The sequence below is a fragment of the Streptomyces sp. NPDC005263 genome (genome assembly GCF_042872365.1).
In the GTDB taxonomy this organism is placed as follows: Bacteria; Actinomycetota; Actinomycetes; order Streptomycetales; family Streptomycetaceae; genus Streptomyces.
Genome location: NZ_JBIAKJ010000005.1, coordinates 252,163 through 272,291, shown reverse-complemented (window position 1 = coordinate 272,291; position 20,129 = coordinate 252,163). Strand labels below are relative to the sequence as shown.

Below are 20,129 nucleotides of genomic sequence, written 5' to 3'. Positions count from 1 at the left end.
CGATGACCGCTCTGTCACGCGGCGCCCGCGCCCTGTTCCTGCTCGGCGCGGCCGTCTTCTTCGGACTGCCCCTGCTCTGGCTGCTGCTCGCCCCCACCCGCACCGCCGACGACCTGACCACCGGCTCACCGCTCGGCTTCGGCTCGCTGGGCAACGTGGGCGACGCGTGGTCGCACCTGACGTCGTACAACGACGGCGAGATCACCCTGTGGATCGGCAACTCGATCGTCTACGCGGCGGCCAGCGTGGCCCTCGCCCTGCTGCTGTGCGTGCCCGCGGGCTACGCGCTCGCCAAACACGACTTCGCCGGCCGCCGGGCCCTGCTCACCCTGTCGATCGTGACGATGATCCTGCCGCCGGCCGCGCTGGTGCTCCCGCTGTACCTGGAGATGTCGGCGGTCCACCTCACCGGCACGGTCTGGTCGGTCATCCTGCCGCTGTCCTTCTACCCGTTCGGCGTCTACCTCGCCTTCCTGCACTTCCAGGCGAACTTGCCCGACAGCCTGCTGGACGCCGGGCGCGTCGACGGGGCGAGCGAACTGCGGCTGTTCTGGTCGGTCGCGGTGCCGCTGGCCCGCCCCGCCATCGCCCTGATCGCCTTCTTCGGCTTCGTGCGCTGCTGGACCGACTTCTTCCTGCCCTTCGTGATGCTCTCCGACGACCGCACCTTCACCCTCCAGCTCGGCCTGATGTCCCTGCTGCAGTCCACCGGCGCGGTCAACAACTCCAGCGGATTCGCCGACCTCGACATCCACCAGCCGGAGGCGGCCCTCGCCGGGCTGGTGGCCTGCGCGCCGCTGCTGATCGGTTTCGTCCTCGCCCAGCGCTTCCTGCGCACCGGGCTGCTGGCCGGGGCGGAGAAGGGCTGATGGACGACACACGAACCGAACTCGCTCTGCAGGTAACGGAATTGATCGAGCCCGTCGCATCCCGCTTCAGTGCGGGCCGGGCGCGCGTGCGGCTCGGCGTGAACACCGCGATCCACGACGACACGGCCGCCGAACTGGAGGCGTTCGCCCGGCCGCTGTGGGGACTCGCGCCCCTCGCGGCGGGCGGACAGGCCGTTGCACACGCCGGGCTGTGGACTGAGGGGCTCGCCCACGGCAGCGATCCCGCACACCCGGAATACTGGGGCGAGCCGGTCGACCATGACCAGCGCATCGTCGAGATGGCCGCCATCGGCTTCGCCCTCGCCCTCGCCCCCGATCAGTGGTGGGACCCGCTGAGCGGCCCCGAACGCGACCGGCTCGCACGCTGGCTGCTCAGTGCGCTGCCGCGGGAGACCACCGACAACAACTGGCTCTTCTTCCCGGTACTGGTCAGCCTCGGTCTCGACCGGGTGGGGGTGACCTATGACCGCTCGCTGATCACGGCACGGCTGGACCGCCTGGAGACGTTCTGGCTCGGCGACGGCTGGTACGCGGACGGGCCCACCGAACGCCGCGACTACTACGTCCCGTGGGCCATGCACTTCTACGGTCTGCTGTACGACGCGCTCACCGGCGGCGACCGCTTCAAGCACCGGGCGGCCGCCTTCGCCGGCGACTTCCGGCACTGGTTCGCCGACGACGGAGCCGCCGTCCCCTACGGCCGCAGCCTCACCTACCGCTGGGCGCAGGCCGCCTTCTGGGGCGCGCTGCCGTTCGCGGGCGTCGACGTACTGCCGTGGGGCGAGGTCAAGGGGTATCTGCTGCGGCATCTGCGCTGGTGGCATGGGCGGCCGGTGACCGGACCCGACGGGCTGCTGTCCGTGGGGTACGGCTATCCGCAGCCGGCGCTGGCCGAGCAGTACAACGCGCCGGGCTCGCCCTACTGGTCACTCAAGGCGTATCTGCCGCTCGCGGTGCCCGCACCGCACGCGTTCTGGACCGCGAGGGAGGAGCCAGCTCCCGCCCTGCCCGCGGTCAGCCCCCAGCCGCACGCCGGGGCGGTACTCATGCGGGACTCCGGCGACGTCACCCTGCTCGCCGGGCGCCAGCACCACCCATGGGTGCGCCACGGTGCCGAGAAGTACGCCAAGTTCGCCTACTCGACCCGCTTCGGCTTCAGCCTGCCGGGCGGCACTCTCGGGCTCGAACAGGGCGCGTACGACTCGATGCTGGCGCTGAGCGACGACGGCGGGGCGCACTACCGGGTGCGGGAGGAACCGGCCGATCCGCAGGTCACGGCGGACACGGTCCGCAGCACCTGGAGGCCCTGGCCCGATGTGGAGATCACCACCTGGCTGACGGCCGCCGCGCCCTGGCATGTGCGCACCCACCGCATCCGCACCGCTCGGGCCCTGCACACCGCCGAGGGCGGCTTCGCCGTCGACCGGGACGCGGGCACGGACCGCGTCACCGGGCCGGGACACGCGCGGGTGTCGGCCCCCGAGGGACTCACCGGACTACGAGACCTCGACGGCCGACGTGACGGCGTGGTCGTTGACTGCCTGCCCGGTACCAACGTCCTGGCACGGCGCACCGCACTGCCCGTCCTCATAGGCCGACTTCCTGCCGGGGAGCACTGGTTGAGGTGCGCCGTGCTCGGCGCCCCCGGCGGAAGCGAGGAAGCCGAGACGGCCTGGCGACAGCCCCCGACCACCGCACACCTCTCGACCCCCGCACACCCTCCGACCAGAGCGCATTCCCCGACCCCTGCACACCCTCCGACCAGCGCAGACCCGACGACTGGAGACGCGACATGAGACGACGCGACACGAGGCGACGCGACATGACACGACGGGACATGAGGCGACGCGACATCAGACTCAAACACCTTGCCGTACTGGCCGCCGTGACCGCGCTGCTGACCTCCCCGGTCCAGGCGCACGCGGCGCCGTCCGGCCACACGTACCACGTCGCCCACCGGGGCAGCGACCACGCACCCGGCACGCAGGTAAGCCCCCTGCGCACCATCGGCGCCTGCCTCGACCGTGTCCGCCCGGGCGACACCTGCCTGGTCCACCAGGGCACCTACCGTGAACAGCTCACCCCTCCCTCCGGCACCAAGGACGCCCCGATCACGATCGCCGCCTACGGTGACGGCCCGGTGACCGTGGACGGGACCGAGCGGGTGACCGGCTGGAAGGACGCCGGCGGTGGACTGATCGCCGCGAACACCGACCTGCCGCCCGACCCCGACTTCAACGCGGTGTTCCTCGACAACGCCCGTGCCGCGGAGGGCCGTTGGCCCAACTCGGGCGCCGATCCGCTGAACACCACCTGGGCCGAGGCCGACACCACCTCCACCGACCAGCACATCGACGACACCGACCTGCCCGCCGCCGACTGGGTGGGCGCCACCGTGCACCTGTGGGCGGGCTCCAACCCCTGGGCCCAGCAGACCGGCACGGTCACCGCCACGACACCCGGCAAGCTGGACTTCAAGGGCGGCAACTACCGCTGCCCACCGCTGTGCATGGGGAACCAGACCTACCGCAACTACTACCTCGTCGGGTCGAAGGCCGCCCTGGACCAGCCGGGGGAGTGGTACTACGACAAGGCCGCGCACCGGCTCTACATGGTCCCCCCGAAGGGCGGCATCGCCGGACACACGGTGACCGCCAAGCACCGGCTGTGGGGTGTCGACCTGAGCGGCAGCTCGTACGTCACCGTGCGCGGCCTGAACCTGTGGGGCACCTCCCTGCGAACGGGCAAGTCGAGTACGGGAGTCATGGTCGACGGGCTGCGGGCCACGTACATCTCCGAGTTCTCCACCCTGCCCATGCCGCCGGACAGTGATCTCGCGATCGATCCGTTCGAGGGACACATCGTCGCCTCCCGCATCCTCGACTCGGGCGTGCAGATCCTCGGCACCGGCAACACGCTCAAGAACAGCGAGATCGCGCAGTCGGCCGGTGACGGCGTCCTGGTCCGCGGCACCGGCAACACCGTCACCAACAACTACATCCACGACGTCGGCTGGATGGGCAGCTACACCCCCGGCATCGAGATCAACGGCAACGGTCACACGGTCACCCGCAACACGATCCGGCGCACCGGACGGGCGGCCATCGACACCGCCTGGCAGCTCAACGGCACCGAGTTCCACGACAACCGCATCGCCTACAACGACATGTCGGAGGCCATGCGCACCTCGCGCGACGGCTCACCCTTCTACGTCTGCTGCAGCCTGAACGGCTCCGGCAGCTCCATCGACCACAACACCTCGCACGACGCGGACGGCCAGGTCGGCTTCTACGTCGACAACTATTCCGGCAAGTTCTCGCTGCACCACAACGTCGCCTGGAACACCGGCTCCCGGGGCACCTTCTTCAACGGCCACACCGGCCCCAGCATCGGCAACCAGGACCACAACTCCAGCTACGGCGTGGGCATCAACGGCAACTCGGTCCTGCTCAGCGGCGCGACCGACGCCTCCGGCTCGTACATCAGCAACATCGTCGGCCCGAAGCCGATCACCGCGACGCAGACCGGGAACCCGCTGCCGGTGGTCCGCTCCAACCTGATCAGCGACAAGCCCGGCTACACGGACGCCGTCAACGGTGAGCTGTGGCTGACGCCGGGTTCGCCCGCCATCGACGCGGGCGAGGTGGTCGACGGCATCACCACCGACACCCTCGGCGCGGCTCCCGACCAGGGCGCCTACGAGTACGGCGCGCCCGTCTGGTCGTCCGGCTGCGATCTGCCCGGCTGTCAGCAGCGGGTGCGGCACGGCAACTGGAGCGCCACCGCGAGCGACGGCACCGACGCCTCCGTCACCGTCGACGGTGACATCAACTCCCGCTGGACGGGCGCCGCCCCGCAGGCCGCCGGCCAGTCCCTGACCGTCGACCTCGGCGAGAGCAAGACCTTCGGCCGGCTCTCCCTGGACGCGGGCCGCGACACCAGCGGTCAGCCGTACGGCTTCACGGTCTCCGTCAGCGGTGACGGCATGCACTTCGGCGAACCGCTCGCCCGGGCCTCCGGCCGCTCCTTCACCCAGGACGCGGTGTTCCCCCGGCAGACCACCGCCCGCTACATCCGGATCACGCTCACGGCGAGCGGACCCGCGCCCTGGGTCGTCAACGACATCCGGCTGTACGGCGACGGACCCGACGCCGCCTCGACGCTCCAGGCCGAACAGGCCACGACCGTACGAGGAGCGGAGCGCGGCACGGCGGCCACCGGGGTTCTCGGCTCAGGCGACCGGGTGGCCTTCCGCAAGGCGAACCTCCGCGGAAAGCACCTCACCGCCCGCCTCGACTCCGCCTGCCCACAAGGGACCCGGAGTTGCTCGCTCCAGCTGCGCCTGGACGCGCCGGACGGTCCGCTGGTCGGCGTGGTGCCCGTCGCGGGTGGCGGTGACTGGCAGGAGCGGTCCGTGACCCTGAAGCGCGAGGTCACCGGCACGCACGACCTCTACCTGGTGGCGAAGGACGCGGCCCAGGTCGCCGCGCTCGACTGGCTGACGATCAGGCCCTGACACGGGACGGGCCGGGCGGCGGGATTCCCTCCCGTCGCCCGGCCCGTCGCGTCCCCGCCGCGCCGCGATGTCAGCCCGTGATGGAGTCCAGTTGCTCCGCCGCGGGGCGCAGCGCCCACAGATCGCCGCCCGGTGGCTCCTGGAGCGAGGGCACCGCCCGCTGGGCCCGCCGGTCGCCCGCGTCGGCGGCCGCGTGCACCACGTCGGTGGCCGCGTACCGGTAGAACTCGAGCTCCGGATGCGGCCAGGCGGCGGCTCCGGTCGCGGCGGGCAGCAGATAGTCCACCGCTTTGAACAGGCTCTGCCCGTCAGGGCCCTGGTACTTCCACAGGTTCACACCGACGTTGCGGCCGATGGCCGCGAGCCGGGTGTAGGCGACCAGGTCGAAGGTCGAATAGTGCCAACTCCGTGTCCGGGCCAGCTCCTGGGGCTGGCTGCCGTCCGCGGCGATCTGCGGGGCGATGCGTGCGCTCCGCGCGTTCAGGACCGTGCGGCGGGCCAGGTTCGTGTCGCCCGTCGCGTAGGCGAGGGCGGCGACCTGCATGTCGTAGAAGGTGCCGTGGTTGTTCGCGGCGGCCCCCTCCTGCTTGCCGAAGTCGCTGTTCTTGAGCCAGTCGAGGAAGGCGGTGTTCCACCGTGCCATGCCGGCACGGTCGGCCTTGGTCCAGCCGCTGCCGCCGGTGTCCAGGATGGCCAGCGCGTCGAGGACGCTGGTGTACGACTGGGAGAAGTCGATGATGCCGATGGCCCGGCCGTCGTATTTGCAGGGGATGAACTGCGCGTGGTTCAGGTTCGGGTTCATCTTCGTGGCCGGATCGAGGAACCAGGTGCGCAGGATCTGCCCGGCCTTGACGGCGTACCGCTTCTCGCCGGTGTAGTACCACGCCAGGGACAGGTCGTATGCGGAGTCGAAGACCTTCTCGACGTCCTGGCGATCCGTTCCGGTGTCGACCTCGGGGTTGCGCTCCCCGTCGCGCTGCACATACGGGCAGCCCCACGGGTTGTCGGAGGTCGGTGGCGTGGAGGGCCACCAGTACGGGGCCTGACTGAGATAGTCGTGGGTGTCACCCCCGGGTGCCGGCTTGGGTTTGTCGACGACCGTCCAGGGGCCCTGGTTCAGCCACTTGTCGGCACGGGCCGTCAACGCCCGTGCGGATCGCCGCAGTTGTGGGTCACCGCGGTCCAGACGGATCTTGGTCTGCTGCATGCGGGTGCCGTCGAGGACGGCGGTGTGCGGGGCTCTGGGCTCCAGGTGCTCCACCCTCGCCGTCGCCGCGGGTACCGCGCCGGCGGTGAACGCGGCCAGGGCCGCGAGGAGGACACCCAGGCGGGAGCGAGCGCTCATAGGTCAACTCCGATCACGTACGTGAATTCAGCAGTTGGCGTGGCGCGGCCTACAGCTTGCGCTGGGCCTCGTAGAGGTTCCGCGGACGCACCGCGCCGGGGCTGCCGTACAGCTCCAGGCGCGTGTGCAGGTCGCCCGTGAAGTCGGGGACGTCGATCTGGTCGAACTCCGTGACCTCGTCGACGCCGACGGTGGCGGAGTACGGTGCCAGAGCGTCGATCTTCATTAGGCCCGCCCGGCCGTTGGTGACGCGGATGTTCCAGTGCGTGAAGCGGGCGCCGAACAGGGGCCCCGCGCTCGCGTCACCACCGTGACGGCCGTTGTTGTTCACGGTGATGTCGGTGCGGACGTTGGCGAAGGGCATGCCGCGGTGGCTGTCGAAGGTACCCATCCGCATGTCACCGCGCGACCACACGTTGTACGAGGACAGTCCCTCGACGTTGATGCCGTGCAGTTGGGTGTTGGACGGCGCGGGACTGGTGCGCTCCTCGATGGTGAAGTCCTCGATGAGGTTGTCGTGCGACCCTTCGCGGCAGAAGTAGGGATGGTGCGAGCCGCGTCCCGCGACCCGGGTCCGGCGCAGGGTGCAGGCGGAGGCGGCCACCAGGCCGAAGCCGTTGTCGACATGACGGACCGTCACGTCGTCCACCCAGCAGTCGTAGGCGCACTGCAGGGCGACGCCGTTGTACCCCTTGTCGAGAAGGTGCTGCTGCTGGGGTGTCTCCACGGCCTCCAGGGTCAGGCCCTCGACGCCCGAGCCCGTCAGCTCCGGTACGTGGGTGGTGAGCTGGGGGTTCCATTCCGGCCGTACGTCGAGCGGGAGGGGACGTTCCAGCGTGACCCTCCTGCCGTGGACAGCGGCGATGCGCACCGGCCACTCGTAGGGGACGTACGAGGTCAGCTTCGTCTTGTCGTCCCAGTAGTACGCCTCGGGGCCGGGGCCTCCGCCCGCCATGTGCTCCAGCAGGGTGTGGCCGGGGTCGTCGGCGAGCCGGAGGAGGACGAGCGCGCCGGGACGCAGCCCGTCGGGGCTCGTGACCGTCACCGTCCAGGAGCCCTGCCGGGCGGGGGCGACGCCGGTGAGCGGCCGCCACTCGTCGCGCCGGTTGCCGGTCCATCCCTCGAACGGCCACGCCTTCGCCCGGATCGCCGCGGTGAGGGAGTTCCAACGGGCCTCGGGTGCTAGCCAGATGAGGCCACCCGCCCAGGACCAGGACGACTTGTCACCGCCGTAGCGGGAGCCGTAGACGCCGATCAGTTCGGTGAGGTTGCGCGTGGCGTACAGCTTGGTGCGGCCGCTGCCGGCGCCGCGCAGGACGACGTTCGAGTGACCGACGCGTATGACGTCGTCGATGCGGAAGGTCCCGGACGGGATGGAGACCGTGCCACCACCGGCCCGGCCAGCAGCGGCGATGGCACGGTTGATCGCGGGGGCGGAGTCCGTGGTGCCGTCTGTCCTGGCCCCGAAGGCGCGTACGTCGAACAGACGGGGGTGGCGGGCGAAGCGCACCTGTCCGCCGCGGTAGCCCGCCCGGCCGACGTAGGGGATCTGCGGGTGGGCGTAGGGGGTCTGCGTGAACTCGCGCCATAAATGCGGGACTTGCCCGTGCGTGCCGGACGCGGCGGCAGCGGTTGTGCCACCCGTCGCGGCGTAGGCCGCCACGACCGCGGCGCTGCCCAGCAGGCCTCGTCTCGTGATGCCGGTGTTCCCGTCTCGGCTCTCGCCGCCAGGTGATTCGCTCATGTCCGCCCGCTCCTCCACAGTGATTCAGGTGATTCATGTAGATGAACAACGTTCATAGCTATGTCGGTCGTGAGCATGCCATGTATTCCCGGGGGCGGGAAAGATACGTGCAGGGCAAAACTCGATCGAGCGCGTCAATCAGGGGTGCTCTCAGGGTAAAAGCTGACGGCTCGTCAACAACCCTGGTTCAAGTCCTTGACTCCTCCGATGTATTGAGGTTGCCTGCGTTCGCGCTCGACGCGGTGGAGATTTCGACGCTGCGTGCCCCCTGACGTACCCGGCCGGTCCGGCCGACGCTTCGACGACTCCGGGTCCGGGCGACGGCCGACGGCCGACACGATCGACCACCACCACCAACCCATCGGAAAGGACCCCGATGAACAGGAGATCCGTCCTACGGGCCGGGGCCGGCCTGCTGGCCGGCGGCGCCGCACTCGCCCTGCCGAAGGTCCCGCTCGCCACCGCGGCGCCGGCCGCCGACCCGACCGACGGCTGGACGCAGACCTCGTTCACGTACAGCTGGCAGAAGCCCTGGAACCTCGACCTCGGTGACCGGCACAGCTACAGCGACGGCGTGCACCGCATGTGGGTGTACGACACCGACGAGCCGTTCGAGGAGGGCAGCTCGACCGACCCGCGCACCGAGATGCGCTGGAAGGTCGACTACAAGACGGGCAACCGCATGTGGGACGCCGACGTCTATCTCCCGTCCGGCACCGACGCCGCGTCCTTCGTCCAGATCCTGCGGGGCGTCCACCCGTCCGGCACCCCCGCCACCGACATCATGCTCAACATCTACGACACGGGCGGCGGCACGGTCCGGCGCTACGACGGCACGGTGCTCCGGACGAACGCGTACGACACGTGGTTCAACGTGAAGATCGCCCATCAGGCGAGCAGCGGGACCGGGACCATCAAGGTCTACTTCGACGACTCCCTCGTTCTCACGGTCGACGACCGGGGCCCCGCCACCCGGTACTTCAAGAACGGCGTGTACAACCACGGTTCCGGCCGCGCCGAGGCCCGCTTCCGCAACATCCGCTACTGGACGAGGTGAAACGACGTGCGCAGACGACAGGCTCTCGCCCTGCTCGGCGGCACCGTCCTGGCAGGCACGGTCGGTGCGACCGGCGCGGCCGGGCAGGCGTACGCCGCCGACGAGGTGTACTTCCAGAACCGCGGCAGCGTCGAGGGGTGGGACTACGCCTACACCCAGAAGGACGGCGTGATCGCCACCGTGGACTCCCCGGTGTACAAGGGTGCCCACTGTCTGGAGGCGACCCAGACGTACATCGGCGAGACGGGCGGCTACCACTCGGAGGTCATCCAGCGCGGCGCGCAGAGCGTCGGCGAGGACAAGTACTACGGCCAGGCCATCCGCCTCGCCCCCGACTGGGAGTTCCATGACCAGAACGTCACCTTCCAGCAGTGGTCGCCGGAGGACCCGGAGGGCCCCTGGCTCCTGATGTTCGTCATCGGCGACGAGATCCGTTTCGGCGGCTCCGGCGGCATCAAGGGCACTGTCGGCTCCATCACCGCCCTGCGCGGTACGTGGCTGCGTGTCGTCGCCCGCCTGAAACTGGCCGGGGCCTCAGCCGGCGCCTTCGAGGTCTGGCTCAACGGCAGGAAGACCGTCAGCCAGACCGGCATCACGGTCCTGCCGTCGACCTCGCGCACCATCCGCTGGTCCAACGGCATCTACTGCACCGCGTGGCGGGACGGTACGCCCAGCGGCCCTGACGTACTGACGATCCACCACGACAACCACCGGATCGCCTCGTCGTACGCGCTCGCCGAACCGGCCAACTGGTCCTGACGGCCGCTGCCCCCGGCAACGTGCACGTTGCCGGGGAGTTCGACGCGGGCACCGGCTCAGTCCGGCAGTCCCCACGGCTTCGCGTCGCCGACCGCCGGAACGTCACGCGGACCCAGGTCCGGGTGGGTGCCGCGCGGGAGAACGACGGCCGTTTCGTTCCGGCCGAGCTGGATCCGGACACGGCCGGGCCCTGTCTCCCGGTAGCTCAGCCGCCGCCCGCGTTCGTCCCGTACGTCGATGGCGCCGTCGATGCCGTGCTGCAGCTGGAGCGGGGCGCCCGCCTCGCTGCGGACGCGCACCCATCGGGTCCGGCCGCCCGACCGGTCCGCGTCGACGAGGAACGCGCCCTGGGTGCGCAGACCCTGGACCGACAGGTCGGGCCAGCGTCGTGACACGGAGGGGAAGACCCGTACGACGTCGCCGTGGCTCTGCACCGCCATGTCGAGGACCGACTGGGCCGCCGTCAGCGGGCTCTCGACGGCCAGGTTCCCGCCCTCCACGTACATGGTGTTCGGGGTCATCCACGCGTTCTTGATGACGTTGCCGTCGGTGAAGAAGGCCAGGTGGTCCAGCGCGTCCTCCGGGCGCTCCATCAGGGAGGCCATCGAGGACGCGGCGGCGTAGCTGTAACCGGCCCACAGGCTGCGGTCCTTGACCCAGTGGTCGAAGGTCGTCCGTATGGTGTCCCGGTCGGCGGGCCGGTCCCAGCTCAGTTCGTGCAGCGGGAAGAGCCACAGCATGTGCGAGAAGTGCCGGTGGGACTCGGTGAGCGGCTTGCCCACGCCGATGTTGACGCCGGTCGCGTCACGGGGGTAGTCCACCAGGCGCTGGAGGATCTCGCGCCAGCGTCCGGCGCGCGGATGGTCCGTGCGCAGCAGGCGCAGGCAGTCGAGGAGGGTCGCGCAGCCCCAGCGGATCAGGGAGAGGTCGTACGTGCAGTCGGTGGCGTCCGCCCACTCGGGCGACCGGGTGAGCGGCAGGTGCAGCTTTCCGTCGCCGCCCTCGTACAGGAAGTGGTCGTAGAAGTTCACCGCCTTGACGAGGATCGGGTAGAGGACGTCACGCACGATCGACAGGTCCATGGTGTGGCGGTAGCTGAGCCAGACGTTGTGCATGGCCCAGATGAGATTGCCGTTGTTGTCGGTCTTGGTGGAGGTGCCCGGGATGCCGACGGTCTTGGCGCCGGGGCGCAGCATCCAGTCCGAGGGGTGGGCCAGGGCGTAGGTGTCGCCGTCCTGGAACTCCGGTGGGACGGAGAGCGGAAGGTACTTCTCGAAGTTCTTGAAGGTGGAGGTGACGGAGTCGAGTTCGGGGTGATGGGAGCCCTGGATCAGCCAGGTGGCGATCTGCACGTTGAGGTTCCACCACACGGCGCTCCAGCTGCCCCCGGTCTCCGGGTACCACGGCCCCCACTCGGACATCGAGGGCCCGCCGGCCCGGGTGGCGCAGGCTGCCTTGTAGAGCTGGATCCAGTAGAAGTCCTGGATGCGTTTGTCGGGTACCGACAGCAGGCTGCGCCGGTAGAAGCGGTGCCACCAGGCGCGGTGGTGGCGCACCAGGTCGTCCGGTTCCGCGGACAGTGTGCGGGCCACTTCGGCGACGGCCAGCCTCGTCGTGTGCGACAGGTCGTCGGGGTGGCGGTAGACGATGTGCGCGGCCAGTAACCTGCCGCTGCCGACGCGCCGTTCGCGCCAGGCGGTGGTCCATCCGCCGCCCGCGATCAGCGGCTGCTCGACGTAGTGGGTGGCGCCGGTGGATCCGGTCCGGGGGTCGGGGTTGCCCGTGTAGTCGGCGGGCTTGTCCTTTTCACGTGGCGAGATGGCGGGCAGCCAGGTGAACGACCAGGCCGCGGCTTCCTCACCGGCGCTGGGCCGGGTGGAGATCAGCAGCGCGGTACGGGCGTTGTGCACCAGCATCGAGAAGCGGACGCTGCCCCGGGTGGTGGTGACGACACCGCGCAGCTCGGCGTCCCAGATGTCCAGGGTCCAGTCGACGCCGGTCACCTCGCCGGCCAGGGTGAGGTCGAAGTGCCCTATGGGCAACCGGGAGAACCCGTACGGAGCGCGCCACTGAGGTCGCTGGTCCTGTACCTGGCTGTGGCTGACCATGACTTTCACGGAGTTGGCCGTCGCGCCTCGGTACACCTGCACCCCGAGCAGACCGTTGCCGAGGAAGGGGCCGTCCTTCCAGTCGCCGGGCATCCGCCGCCACCGCAAGGCGGCAGCCCTGGCCATCCGTTCGTACAGGTCCGTCGCCCCTCCGGACGACGGGGACGCCGCCCAGGCGGTGCCGGACCCGATCGACCAACCCCCCGCGGCGACCGCGGCCGCCGTGCCGATCACACCTCTTCGAGAGATCCCGTTCCCTGGCGTCGCGGTCACGTAGGTGCCTCCCATTTCTGGTTGTGAACTCCCAGGCATAGTGCAGGTCCCTAGAGTGATTGGGGAAGACCTCCGACGTATCGGAAATCAGGGGGGGACCTCACATCGGCTCGATGACGTTCTTCCGTGAGTGTCCGTAGAGCACCGAGGTGCGTACGTCCGCGAGTTCCTGTCGCTCGGTCAGCTTGTCCAGGACCACCGCGTTCAGATGGTCGGTGTCGCGAACGGCCACATGCAGGAGGAAGTCGTCGGTGCCCGTGGTGATGAAGACCCCGATCACCTCGGGCATCCGCGCCACGAAGGCCTGGAACTGCTCGATGACCGTACGCGACGGCGGCCGCACCCGCACGGCGATGATGGCCTGCAGCCCCCGGCCGACCGAGGGGAGGTCCACCTCGGCGTGGAATCCGAGCAGCACCCCGCGCTCGCGAAGGGAGCGCACCCGCTCCAGGCAGGTGGAGGGCGCGATCCCCAACTCCTGTGCCAGGTCCCGGTTGGTGCGCCGACCGTCTTGCTGCAGGAGGCGCAGCAACGCCGAATCTAGTTCGTCCATGTCCCGTCACATCTCTGGTTTGCCGAATTATATTCGGCCAGGATGTCAAACTCTTGGATCTGTTGTTAGCGTTTCAGCGAAATTACCGTTCTTGATTCGCTGCTCCACGGTGCTGTCGAGGTGGAGCCGGACGTTCGCAGGGCAACAGGAAAAGGGGCATCAGGGGTGGACGAGCGGAAAACCAGGGTCGTGGCGACGTGTTCCGTCGTGGCGGCCGCGCTGTTCTGGAGCAGCTCGTACGCGGTGACCAAGGAGGTGCTGGCGAGCGTCGGTCCGCTGAGTATCGGGGCGGCCCGCTTCACGATCGCCGCCGCACTGCTCTGGATCATGGTGCGCATGCGCGGCAAGCCGGCCGCCCGGCCGGACGCCCGCCAACGGCGCATGATCCACCTGAGCGGTCTGCTCGGCATCACGCTCTACTTCGTCCTGGAGAACATCGGCGTCGAGTTGTCGACCGCCTCCGACGCCTCCCTGATCGTGGCCTCCTATCCGCTGATGACCATGCTCCTGGAGCTGGCGGTCTTCCGGACCAGGATGCCGCTGCTCAGGATCGCCGGCGTACTGCTCGCCGCGGGGGGAGCCTTCCTGGTCGTGCGCAACGGGGCCGAAGTCGGAGGCGGCGCACGCTGGTTCGGCGATGTTCTGCTGCTGCTCGGCGGGCTGGTGTGGGCCGGGTACAACGTGCTGGGCAAGTACGCGGGCCGCGGGCAGGACGCGCTGAACCTCACCTACCACCAGACCATGGCCGGCGCCGCCGGCTTCCTGCTCGCCTCGCTCCTGGAGATCAGGGACTGGCGGGTGCCGGACACCACGGCCTCGGCGCTGCTCGCCTATCTGGCCGTGGCGTGTTCCGTCGGCGGCTTCCTCCTCTACAACTACGGCCTGCGCCGGATGACATCGAGCGTCGCGGTCAACATCCTCAACCTGGTACCGGTGTTCGGTGTGCTCGGTGCCGTGGTGATCAACGGTGAGACAGTCCGGCTCGCCCAGGTCCTCGGCGGCGTGGTCATCATCGCCGGTGTGGCACTCGGACTGGTCGAACGCCGAACAGCCGTCGGGAAAGCCCCGGTGCGCGAGCCGGCTCCGATCGGCTAGCGCGCCCACAGGAGTCGGGCGGGACGAGGACGACCGCACGCTCGCCCCCGGCTACGGTGCCCGCCCCGCGTCAGCGGCCCCTGCGTACCCGAGCCGCCGCTCGGGCTTCCGCGGCCTTGCGGGCCTCGGCGGCTTTCCGGGACTCCTTCGCGGGGCGGCTGCCGAGGCCGCGGAAGGGAACGTTGCCGCCGCTGCTCTTCGCCCCTGTCGGCGGGCGCTTCGCACCGGTGATGGCGGTCAGCTTCTGGTCGCCGGAGCGCACCTGTGTGACCGTCGGCCGGATCCCGGCGTCGGACATCATCCGGTTCACGTCCCGGCGTTGGCTGGGGGTGACCAGGGTGACCACGTTCCCCGACTCCCCGGCGCGTGCCGTGCGGCCCCCACGGTGCAGGTAGTCCTTGGCGTCGGCCGGCGGGTCGACGTTGACGACGAGGTCGAGCGCGTCGATGTGAATGCCCCGCGCCGCGACGTTGGTCGCCACCAGCACGGTGATCTCACCGTCCTTGAACTGGGCGAGCGTGTGGGTGCGCTGCGGCTGCGACTTGCCGCTGTGCAGAGCACCGGCCCGTACCCCGCTGGCGCGCAGGTGACGGGTGAACTGGTCCACGCCGGCCTTGGTGTCCAGGAACATCAGCACCCGGCCGTCCCGTGCGGCGATCTCGGTCGCGGTCGCGTACTTGTCGGGGGCGTGGATGTTCAGCACGTGATGGTCCATCGTGGTGACCGCGTCCGCCCCCTGGTCGACCGACGCCAGCACCGGGTCGTGCAGGTGGTTCCGCACCAGCTGGTCGACGTCCCGGTCGAGGGTGGCCGAGAACAACAGGCGCTGACCGTCCAAGCGGACCTGGTCCAGGATCTCGGTGACCTGCGGCAGGAACCCCAGGTCGCACATCTGGTCCGCCTCGTCCAGCACCGTGATCCGTACCTGGTTCAGGTGGCAGTCCCGGCGCGACACCAGGTCGGCCAGGCGCCCCGGCGTCGCGATGACCACCTCGGCTCCGGTCCGTAGCAGCGCCGACTGCCGGTTGATCGACAGACCTCCGACGACCGTCGCCAGTCGTACGTTCAGTGTCCGCGCGTACGGGGCCAGCGCGTCGCTCACCTGCTGTGCCAGCTCCCGGGTCGGCACCAGGACCAGCGCCAGCGGTCGCTTCGACTCCGCTCGCAGGCCCGCCGTCCGCATCAGCAGCGGCAGCCCGAAAGCCAGTGTCTTGCCGGAGCCGGTCCGCGCACGGCCGAGGACGTCGCGGCCGGCCAGCGCGTTGGGGAGGGTCGCCGCCTGGATCGGGAAGGGCTCCGTCACTCCGAGGCCGGTCATCGTCGTCAGCAACTCCGGCGGAAGCCCGAGTGCTTCGAAGGACGCGGCAGGCGGCAGACCCGGGGACGCCGCCGGTGGTGTCGGGAGGTCGTTGTGCCGTGCTGTCGCCCGCGGCGGCTTGCCGGCACTTGGGAGTCCTTGCGGCGACGACTTCGTGTTCATGGGGAACCTTTCTGGTCTGGTGCCCCGGAACGTGCCGGGCCCGTGCCCGGTGGGTACGGGCGCCGACGGTGTCGAAGCGTGAGCCGTATTTTACCTGGGGTACGGCAGGCGGTTTCCGACGGATCCCGCAGATCAGGGATCACTGAACACGGCGGAGGGGGGTAGTCGGGTCCGGCAAGGTTCCCTCGCATGAAAGTGAAGCCCGTGCCATGGCCGAGACACGAGACGTCGTTGAACTCATTCTCCGGGATCACCGAAAAATGGAGGATCTCTTCCGCCTGATGCGCAGCGTCGAAGCTGACCGGGCGGCCGCCCTGCGGGAGTTCGCCGATCTGTTGATCGCGCACGCGCAGGCGGAGGAGGCGGAGGTGTATCCCGCCCTCAAGCGCTACAGGAAGATCGAGGACGAAGAGGTGGAGCACGGCGAGGAGGAGCACGAGGAGGGCAACAAGGCGCTCCTGGCGCTCTTGGAGGTCGCCGAGGTCGGCTCCGAGGAGTGGGACACGAAGCTGGAAGAGCTCGTGGAGGCCGTCAATCACCACGCCGACGAGGAGGAGCGCACCATCCTCAATGGCGCACGCGAGAACGTCGCCATGGAGCGTCGGGAGGAGCTGGGCGCGGCGTTCCTGGCCGAGCGGGAGCGTCAGCTGAAGGCAGACTGCGGCGCCGTGGACAACGTACGGCGTATCGTCAAATCCTGACCGCGACCGCCGAGGCGCCCCCCTCCCGGGCCTTTCGTCGGTGCGCGGGCGGGGGAGAAGCACGTATGCGGCGGCTCATACGGCGAGGGCCCGTATCCCCGTGCCGGGCGGCGAAGCGGGACATGGCGGACGGGTCCCGCCCCATGCCCGACCAGGAACCCAGGTGTGGACGGGGCGCTACGGGGGACTTGGTCCGCAGGCCGGGTCAGGTGTCCCCATGGGGCTGGACCGGCTCAGGTTCCTCTGGTTCAGACATGGTGCCGGGGGAGCCGCCCACCGGGGTCACGAGAGGCTGCCCTGTTCGCAGACCAGCCGGGCGACCTCACGCGGCTTGATGTTGTTCTCCTGCCGGCAGGCGGCGTCAGCTCAGGCGTAGCGCGGACCAGGCCGCGCTGTCGAGGGCGAGGTGGTGGTCGAGGGTGTCGCGGGTCAGGTCGGTGGGGACGTCCTCCCGGGTGCCGAGCGTCGCCGCCGCCACCAGGTGGCCCAGGCGCAGTCCACTCGCCGGGGTACGGCCTTCCAGAAGTGCCGCGAGGTAGCCGGCGGCGAAGGCGTCACCGGCTCCGACGGGTTCGACGACCCGGGCGGCCGGGGTGGGGACGTAGGTCTCCTCACCGTCGGCGCCGTACGCCGTCGCTCCGCGCCCGGCGTCCTTGACGACCAGTGCCGGGCCGGGCCCGAGCAGGTCGCGGACGTCGTGAGCGGTGCGGGTGCCCCACAGTCTCTCGGCCTCGTCGCGTCCGACGAACACGAGGTCGGCGCCACGGGCCAGCTCCCTCAGTACCGGGGCGGCGTCGGCGGGACGGTGCCGCCACAGCGCCGGGCGGTAGTTGACGTCGAAGGAGATGGCGGGGCCTGGGACGGCACGCCGGACGACGAGGTCGGTCACGAGTTCGGCGCAGGTGTCGGAGAGCGCGGCGGTGATGCCGGAGAGGTGCAGAGCGCGCGCTCGGTGCAGGAGTGGAAGGCCCGTCAGGCCGGTGTCCATCGCGGCGGCCGCGGAGTCCCGGCGGTAGTAGTACGTGCCGGTGCCCTCCGGGCCGGGGTCCTTGAAGTACACGCCGGTCGGCCGCAGCGGGTCCGTCTCGACGGCGGAGACGTCGACGCCGCGGGTGGTCAGGTCCTCCAGGACACGCCGTCCGAGGGGATCGTCGCCCACGCGGCCCACCCACGCTGCGCTGTGCCCCAGGGCGACCAGGGCACAGGCCACGTTGGACTCCGCTCCGCCGACAGCGAGCGCGAGTGCTCTCTGGTGCGCGAGAGGCCGGGCGTCCCGAGGGCTGAGCACGGCCATGGTTTCCCCGATGCACACCACGTCGGCTCCGGGCTCGGAGCGGGTCGGCGCAGGGGGAGACGAGGGTGGGATGACCACAGGGGTTCCTTCTGCGGGATTTCAGACAGCGGTGCCAGGGCGGAAGGAGCGCCCCTCAGGTGTCCAGGACGCGGTGCAGGAACTGCTGGGTGCGCGGCTCGGCGGGACTGCCGAAGACCTGCTCGGGGGAGCCCTGTTCGAGGACGACGCCGCCGTCCATGAACACCACATGGTCGGCGGTGTCCCTGGCGAAGCGCATCTCATGGGTGACGACGACCATGGTCATGCCGTCCTCGGCGAGGGAACGCATGACGCCGGTGACCTCGCCGACGAGTTCGGGGTCGAGGGCGGAGGTCGGTTCGTCGAAGAACATGATCGCCGGGTCCATGGCCAGTGCGCGGGCGATGGCGACGCGCTGCTGCTGCCCACCGGACAGCTGTGCGGGATAGGAATCGGCCTTGTCGGCGAGCCCCACCCGCTTCAGGGCGGCCCGGCCGCGCTCCTCGGCCTCCCCGCGGGAGAGCTTCCTGACCTTCAGCAGGGCGAGCGTGACATTGCCCAGCGCGGTCTTGTGCGGGAAGAGGTTGAACTGCTGGAAAACCATCCCGACGTGCCCGAAGATCTCCGGTGCGCGCTTGCGGTCGTGCAGCGGGACCCCGCCCACCCACACCTCCCCGCTGTCGGCGCGCTCCAGGTCGCACATGATGCGCAGCAGGGTGCTCTTGCCGGATCCGCTGGCGCCGATCAGGACGACGACCTCGCCCGGCTCCACCGTGATGTCGACTCCCTTGAGCACCTCCAGCGCACCGAAGCGCTTGTGCACGCCGGACAGAGAGATCCTCGACGTGGTCACCGCCTTCTGCTGGGCGGCGGGATCGGTGATCATCATGCGGTGACAGCCTTTCGCTCCATGTGCCGCACGAACAGCGACAGCGGGTAGCAGATGACGAAGTACAGGACGGCGACAGCGAGGTAGGACGTGCCGGGGTCTCCCACCCGGTCGATCACGGCCTGTCCCTGGCGGACCAGTTCGACGTACCCGATCACCACGGCGATCGAGGTGTCCTTGATCAGGGAGAGGTACTGGCCGACCAGCGGGGGAAGGACGATCGCCCGGGTCTGGGGGAGGACGACGCTGAAGAACGTCTGGACGCGGGGCAGGCCCAGCACCCGGGCCGCTTCCCACTGCCCGCGGGGCACCGCCTCGATGCCGGCCCGGAAGATCTCCGCGATGTAGGCGCCCTGGTAGAGCGTCAGGGCGAGCAGGGCCGCGCCGAAGACGGTGATGCCGACGAGACCCAGGTAGGCCGCGCCGAAGTAGAGGAAGAGCATCTGGATCAGCAGCGGAGTGCCGCGGAAGACCTCCAGATAGCCGCGGGCGAGCTGGGCCAGGACCGGGATGCGGCTCGTGCGCAGGGCCGCGACGACCAGCCCGAGCAGTGTTCCGGTGGCGATCGCCGCGATCGACAGCAGTACGGTGGCCCACAGGCCGGAGACGTACAGTTCACGGTTCGACCAGATGACCGACCAGTCCATCAGGCCTCCTTCTGGACGGGACGCGCGGAACGGGCCGGCAGCAGACGGCGTACGGCGCTCAGGGGACGGGGCCGTTCGGAGTCACGCAGCGGGGGCTTGAACGCGACGCGTCCGATGAGCCCGGCCACCAGGACGACCGCGTTGGTGAGGATCAGGTAGAGCACCGCGGCGATACCGAAGACCTGCACGGTCAGCAGGGTGCGGGAGTTGATGACCATGGCCGTGCCCGTCAGCTCGGGGACGGAGATGGCGGACAGCAGCGACGAGCCCAGGATGATCTGGACCAGCTGGTTCACCACGGCGGGGTAGACGTTGCGCAGGGCCTGCGGAAGCACCACGTACAGGAAGGTGCGCGGCGGGCTCAGGGCCAGCACCCAGGCGGCCTCGCTCTGACCGCGCGGGACGGCCTGGATGCCCGCCCGGAAGATCTCGGTGAGGTACGCGCCCACGTTCACGCCGAGGGCGAGCACTCCCGCCTGCACCGGGCTCAGCCGCAGACCCGCTGACGGAAGGGCGAAGTAGGCCACGAACATCTGCAGCAGCACAGGGGTGTTGCGCATGACCTCGACGTAGACGGCGGCGGGCGCGCGCAGGACCGCGTAGCGGGATCTGCGGGCGAGCGCGCCGAGCAGGCCGAGGGCGAAGGCGAGCGCGAAGGCCTCGAGCGACAGTTTCAGGGACAGCCAGGCCGCGTCGAGATAGGTGGCCCAGTCCCGGAGGGCGTAGGTCCAGTCAACGAACATGGGACTCCTCCATGGGG

At 69.9% G+C, this 20,129-nt stretch carries 16 protein-coding genes; 7 read left to right on the top strand and 9 right to left on the bottom strand.

The features are described 5' to 3' along the window. Window positions 1-2 precede the first annotated feature (2 nt). From ACFYRY_RS23865 to ACFYRY_RS23855, 3 genes are read left to right on the top strand one after another with little or no spacing between them, the layout of a single operon-like run. Window positions 3-869: a carbohydrate ABC transporter permease gene (locus tag ACFYRY_RS23865; RefSeq protein WP_389149050.1), complete on the top strand. Its 867-nt coding sequence runs from the start codon at window positions 3-5 to the stop codon at window positions 867-869. Beyond that, window positions 869-2,686 carry a DUF2264 domain-containing protein gene (locus ACFYRY_RS23860; RefSeq protein WP_389149047.1) on the top strand — a complete coding sequence of 606 codons (1,818 nt, stop codon included), beginning with the start codon at window positions 869-871 and terminating at the stop codon, window positions 2,684-2,686. Before ACFYRY_RS23865 ends, ACFYRY_RS23860 begins: the two co-directional genes overlap by 1 nt. 26 nt (window positions 2,687-2,712) lie before the next feature. Next, on the top strand, window positions 2,713-5,406 hold the full coding sequence (locus ACFYRY_RS23855) for a discoidin domain-containing protein (protein ID WP_389149044.1): 2,694 nt from the start codon (window positions 2,713-2,715) through the stop codon (window positions 5,404-5,406). A 70-nt stretch (window positions 5,407-5,476) separates the two neighbouring features. Here the strand turns inward: ACFYRY_RS23855 and ACFYRY_RS23850 are convergent, their stop codons facing one another. Both ACFYRY_RS23850 and ACFYRY_RS23845 read right to left on the bottom strand, forming a co-directional pair. Next, window positions 5,477-6,751, bottom strand: a complete 1,275-nt coding sequence (locus tag ACFYRY_RS23850; RefSeq protein WP_389149040.1) for an alginate lyase family protein — start codon at window positions 6,749-6,751, stop codon at window positions 5,477-5,479. A 49-nt stretch (window positions 6,752-6,800) separates the two neighbouring features. Then, window positions 6,801-8,495, bottom strand: a complete 1,695-nt coding sequence (locus ACFYRY_RS23845) for a glycosyl hydrolase family 28-related protein (RefSeq protein ID WP_389149037.1) — start codon at window positions 8,493-8,495, stop codon at window positions 6,801-6,803. 376 nt (window positions 8,496-8,871) lie between these two features. On the opposite strand from ACFYRY_RS23845, the gene ACFYRY_RS23840 reads away from it, so the two are divergent. Next, window positions 8,872-9,552, top strand: coding sequence for a polysaccharide lyase family 7 protein (locus ACFYRY_RS23840; RefSeq protein WP_389149034.1), 681 nt, complete (start codon window positions 8,872-8,874; stop codon window positions 9,550-9,552). Window positions 9,553-9,558: 6 nt separating this feature from the next. After that, a complete protein-coding gene (locus ACFYRY_RS23835) occupies window positions 9,559-10,311 on the top strand; it encodes a polysaccharide lyase (protein ID WP_389149031.1) in 753 nt (250 codons plus the stop codon). A 56-nt stretch (window positions 10,312-10,367) separates the two neighbouring features. On the opposite strand, the gene ACFYRY_RS23830 is transcribed toward ACFYRY_RS23835, so the two are convergent. Together ACFYRY_RS23830 and ACFYRY_RS23825 are read right to left on the bottom strand one after the other, a co-directional pair. Continuing rightward, window positions 10,368-12,692, bottom strand: a complete 2,325-nt coding sequence (locus tag ACFYRY_RS23830) for a glycoside hydrolase family 95-like protein (protein WP_389149029.1) — start codon at window positions 12,690-12,692, stop codon at window positions 10,368-10,370. A 100-nt stretch (window positions 12,693-12,792) separates the two neighbouring features. Further along, window positions 12,793-13,245, bottom strand: coding sequence for an Lrp/AsnC family transcriptional regulator (locus ACFYRY_RS23825; protein ID WP_389149026.1), 453 nt, complete (start codon window positions 13,243-13,245; stop codon window positions 12,793-12,795). 165 nt (window positions 13,246-13,410) lie between these two features. On the opposite strand from ACFYRY_RS23825, the gene ACFYRY_RS23820 reads away from it, so the two are divergent. After that, window positions 13,411-14,340 carry a DMT family transporter gene (locus ACFYRY_RS23820; RefSeq protein ID WP_389149023.1) on the top strand — a complete coding sequence of 310 codons (930 nt, stop codon included), beginning with the start codon at window positions 13,411-13,413 and terminating at the stop codon, window positions 14,338-14,340. 70 nt (window positions 14,341-14,410) lie between these two features. Here the strand turns inward: ACFYRY_RS23820 and ACFYRY_RS23815 are convergent, their stop codons facing one another. After that, the gene (locus ACFYRY_RS23815; protein WP_389149020.1) at window positions 14,411-15,820 is read right to left on the bottom strand and encodes a DEAD/DEAH box helicase; all 1,410 of its coding nucleotides are present in this window, start codon (window positions 15,818-15,820) and stop codon (window positions 14,411-14,413) included. A 209-nt stretch (window positions 15,821-16,029) separates the two neighbouring features. On the opposite strand from ACFYRY_RS23815, the gene ACFYRY_RS23810 reads away from it, so the two are divergent. After that, on the top strand, window positions 16,030-16,521 hold the full coding sequence (locus ACFYRY_RS23810; RefSeq protein WP_389149017.1) for a hemerythrin domain-containing protein: 492 nt from the start codon (window positions 16,030-16,032) through the stop codon (window positions 16,519-16,521). A gap of 361 nt (window positions 16,522-16,882) precedes the next feature. Here the strand turns inward: ACFYRY_RS23810 and ACFYRY_RS23805 are convergent, their stop codons facing one another. From ACFYRY_RS23805 to ACFYRY_RS23790, 4 genes are all read right to left on the bottom strand, one after another. Continuing rightward, on the bottom strand, window positions 16,883-17,833 hold the full coding sequence (locus ACFYRY_RS23805; protein WP_389150245.1) for a sugar kinase: 951 nt from the start codon (window positions 17,831-17,833) through the stop codon (window positions 16,883-16,885). Window positions 17,834-17,948: 115 nt separating this feature from the next. Then, entirely contained in the window at window positions 17,949-18,719 is a 771-nt protein-coding gene (locus tag ACFYRY_RS23800) for an amino acid ABC transporter ATP-binding protein (RefSeq protein ID WP_389150242.1), read from the bottom strand. Next, on the bottom strand, window positions 18,719-19,369 hold the full coding sequence (locus ACFYRY_RS23795) for an amino acid ABC transporter permease (protein ID WP_389149014.1): 651 nt from the start codon (window positions 19,367-19,369) through the stop codon (window positions 18,719-18,721). Before ACFYRY_RS23795 ends, ACFYRY_RS23800 begins: the two co-directional genes overlap by 1 nt. After that, complete coding sequence (locus ACFYRY_RS23790; RefSeq protein WP_389149011.1) at window positions 19,369-20,112, bottom strand: amino acid ABC transporter permease; 744 nt, start codon at window positions 20,110-20,112, stop codon at window positions 19,369-19,371. Before ACFYRY_RS23790 ends, ACFYRY_RS23795 begins: the two co-directional genes overlap by 1 nt. Between the last annotated feature and the right edge of the window lie 17 nt (window positions 20,113-20,129).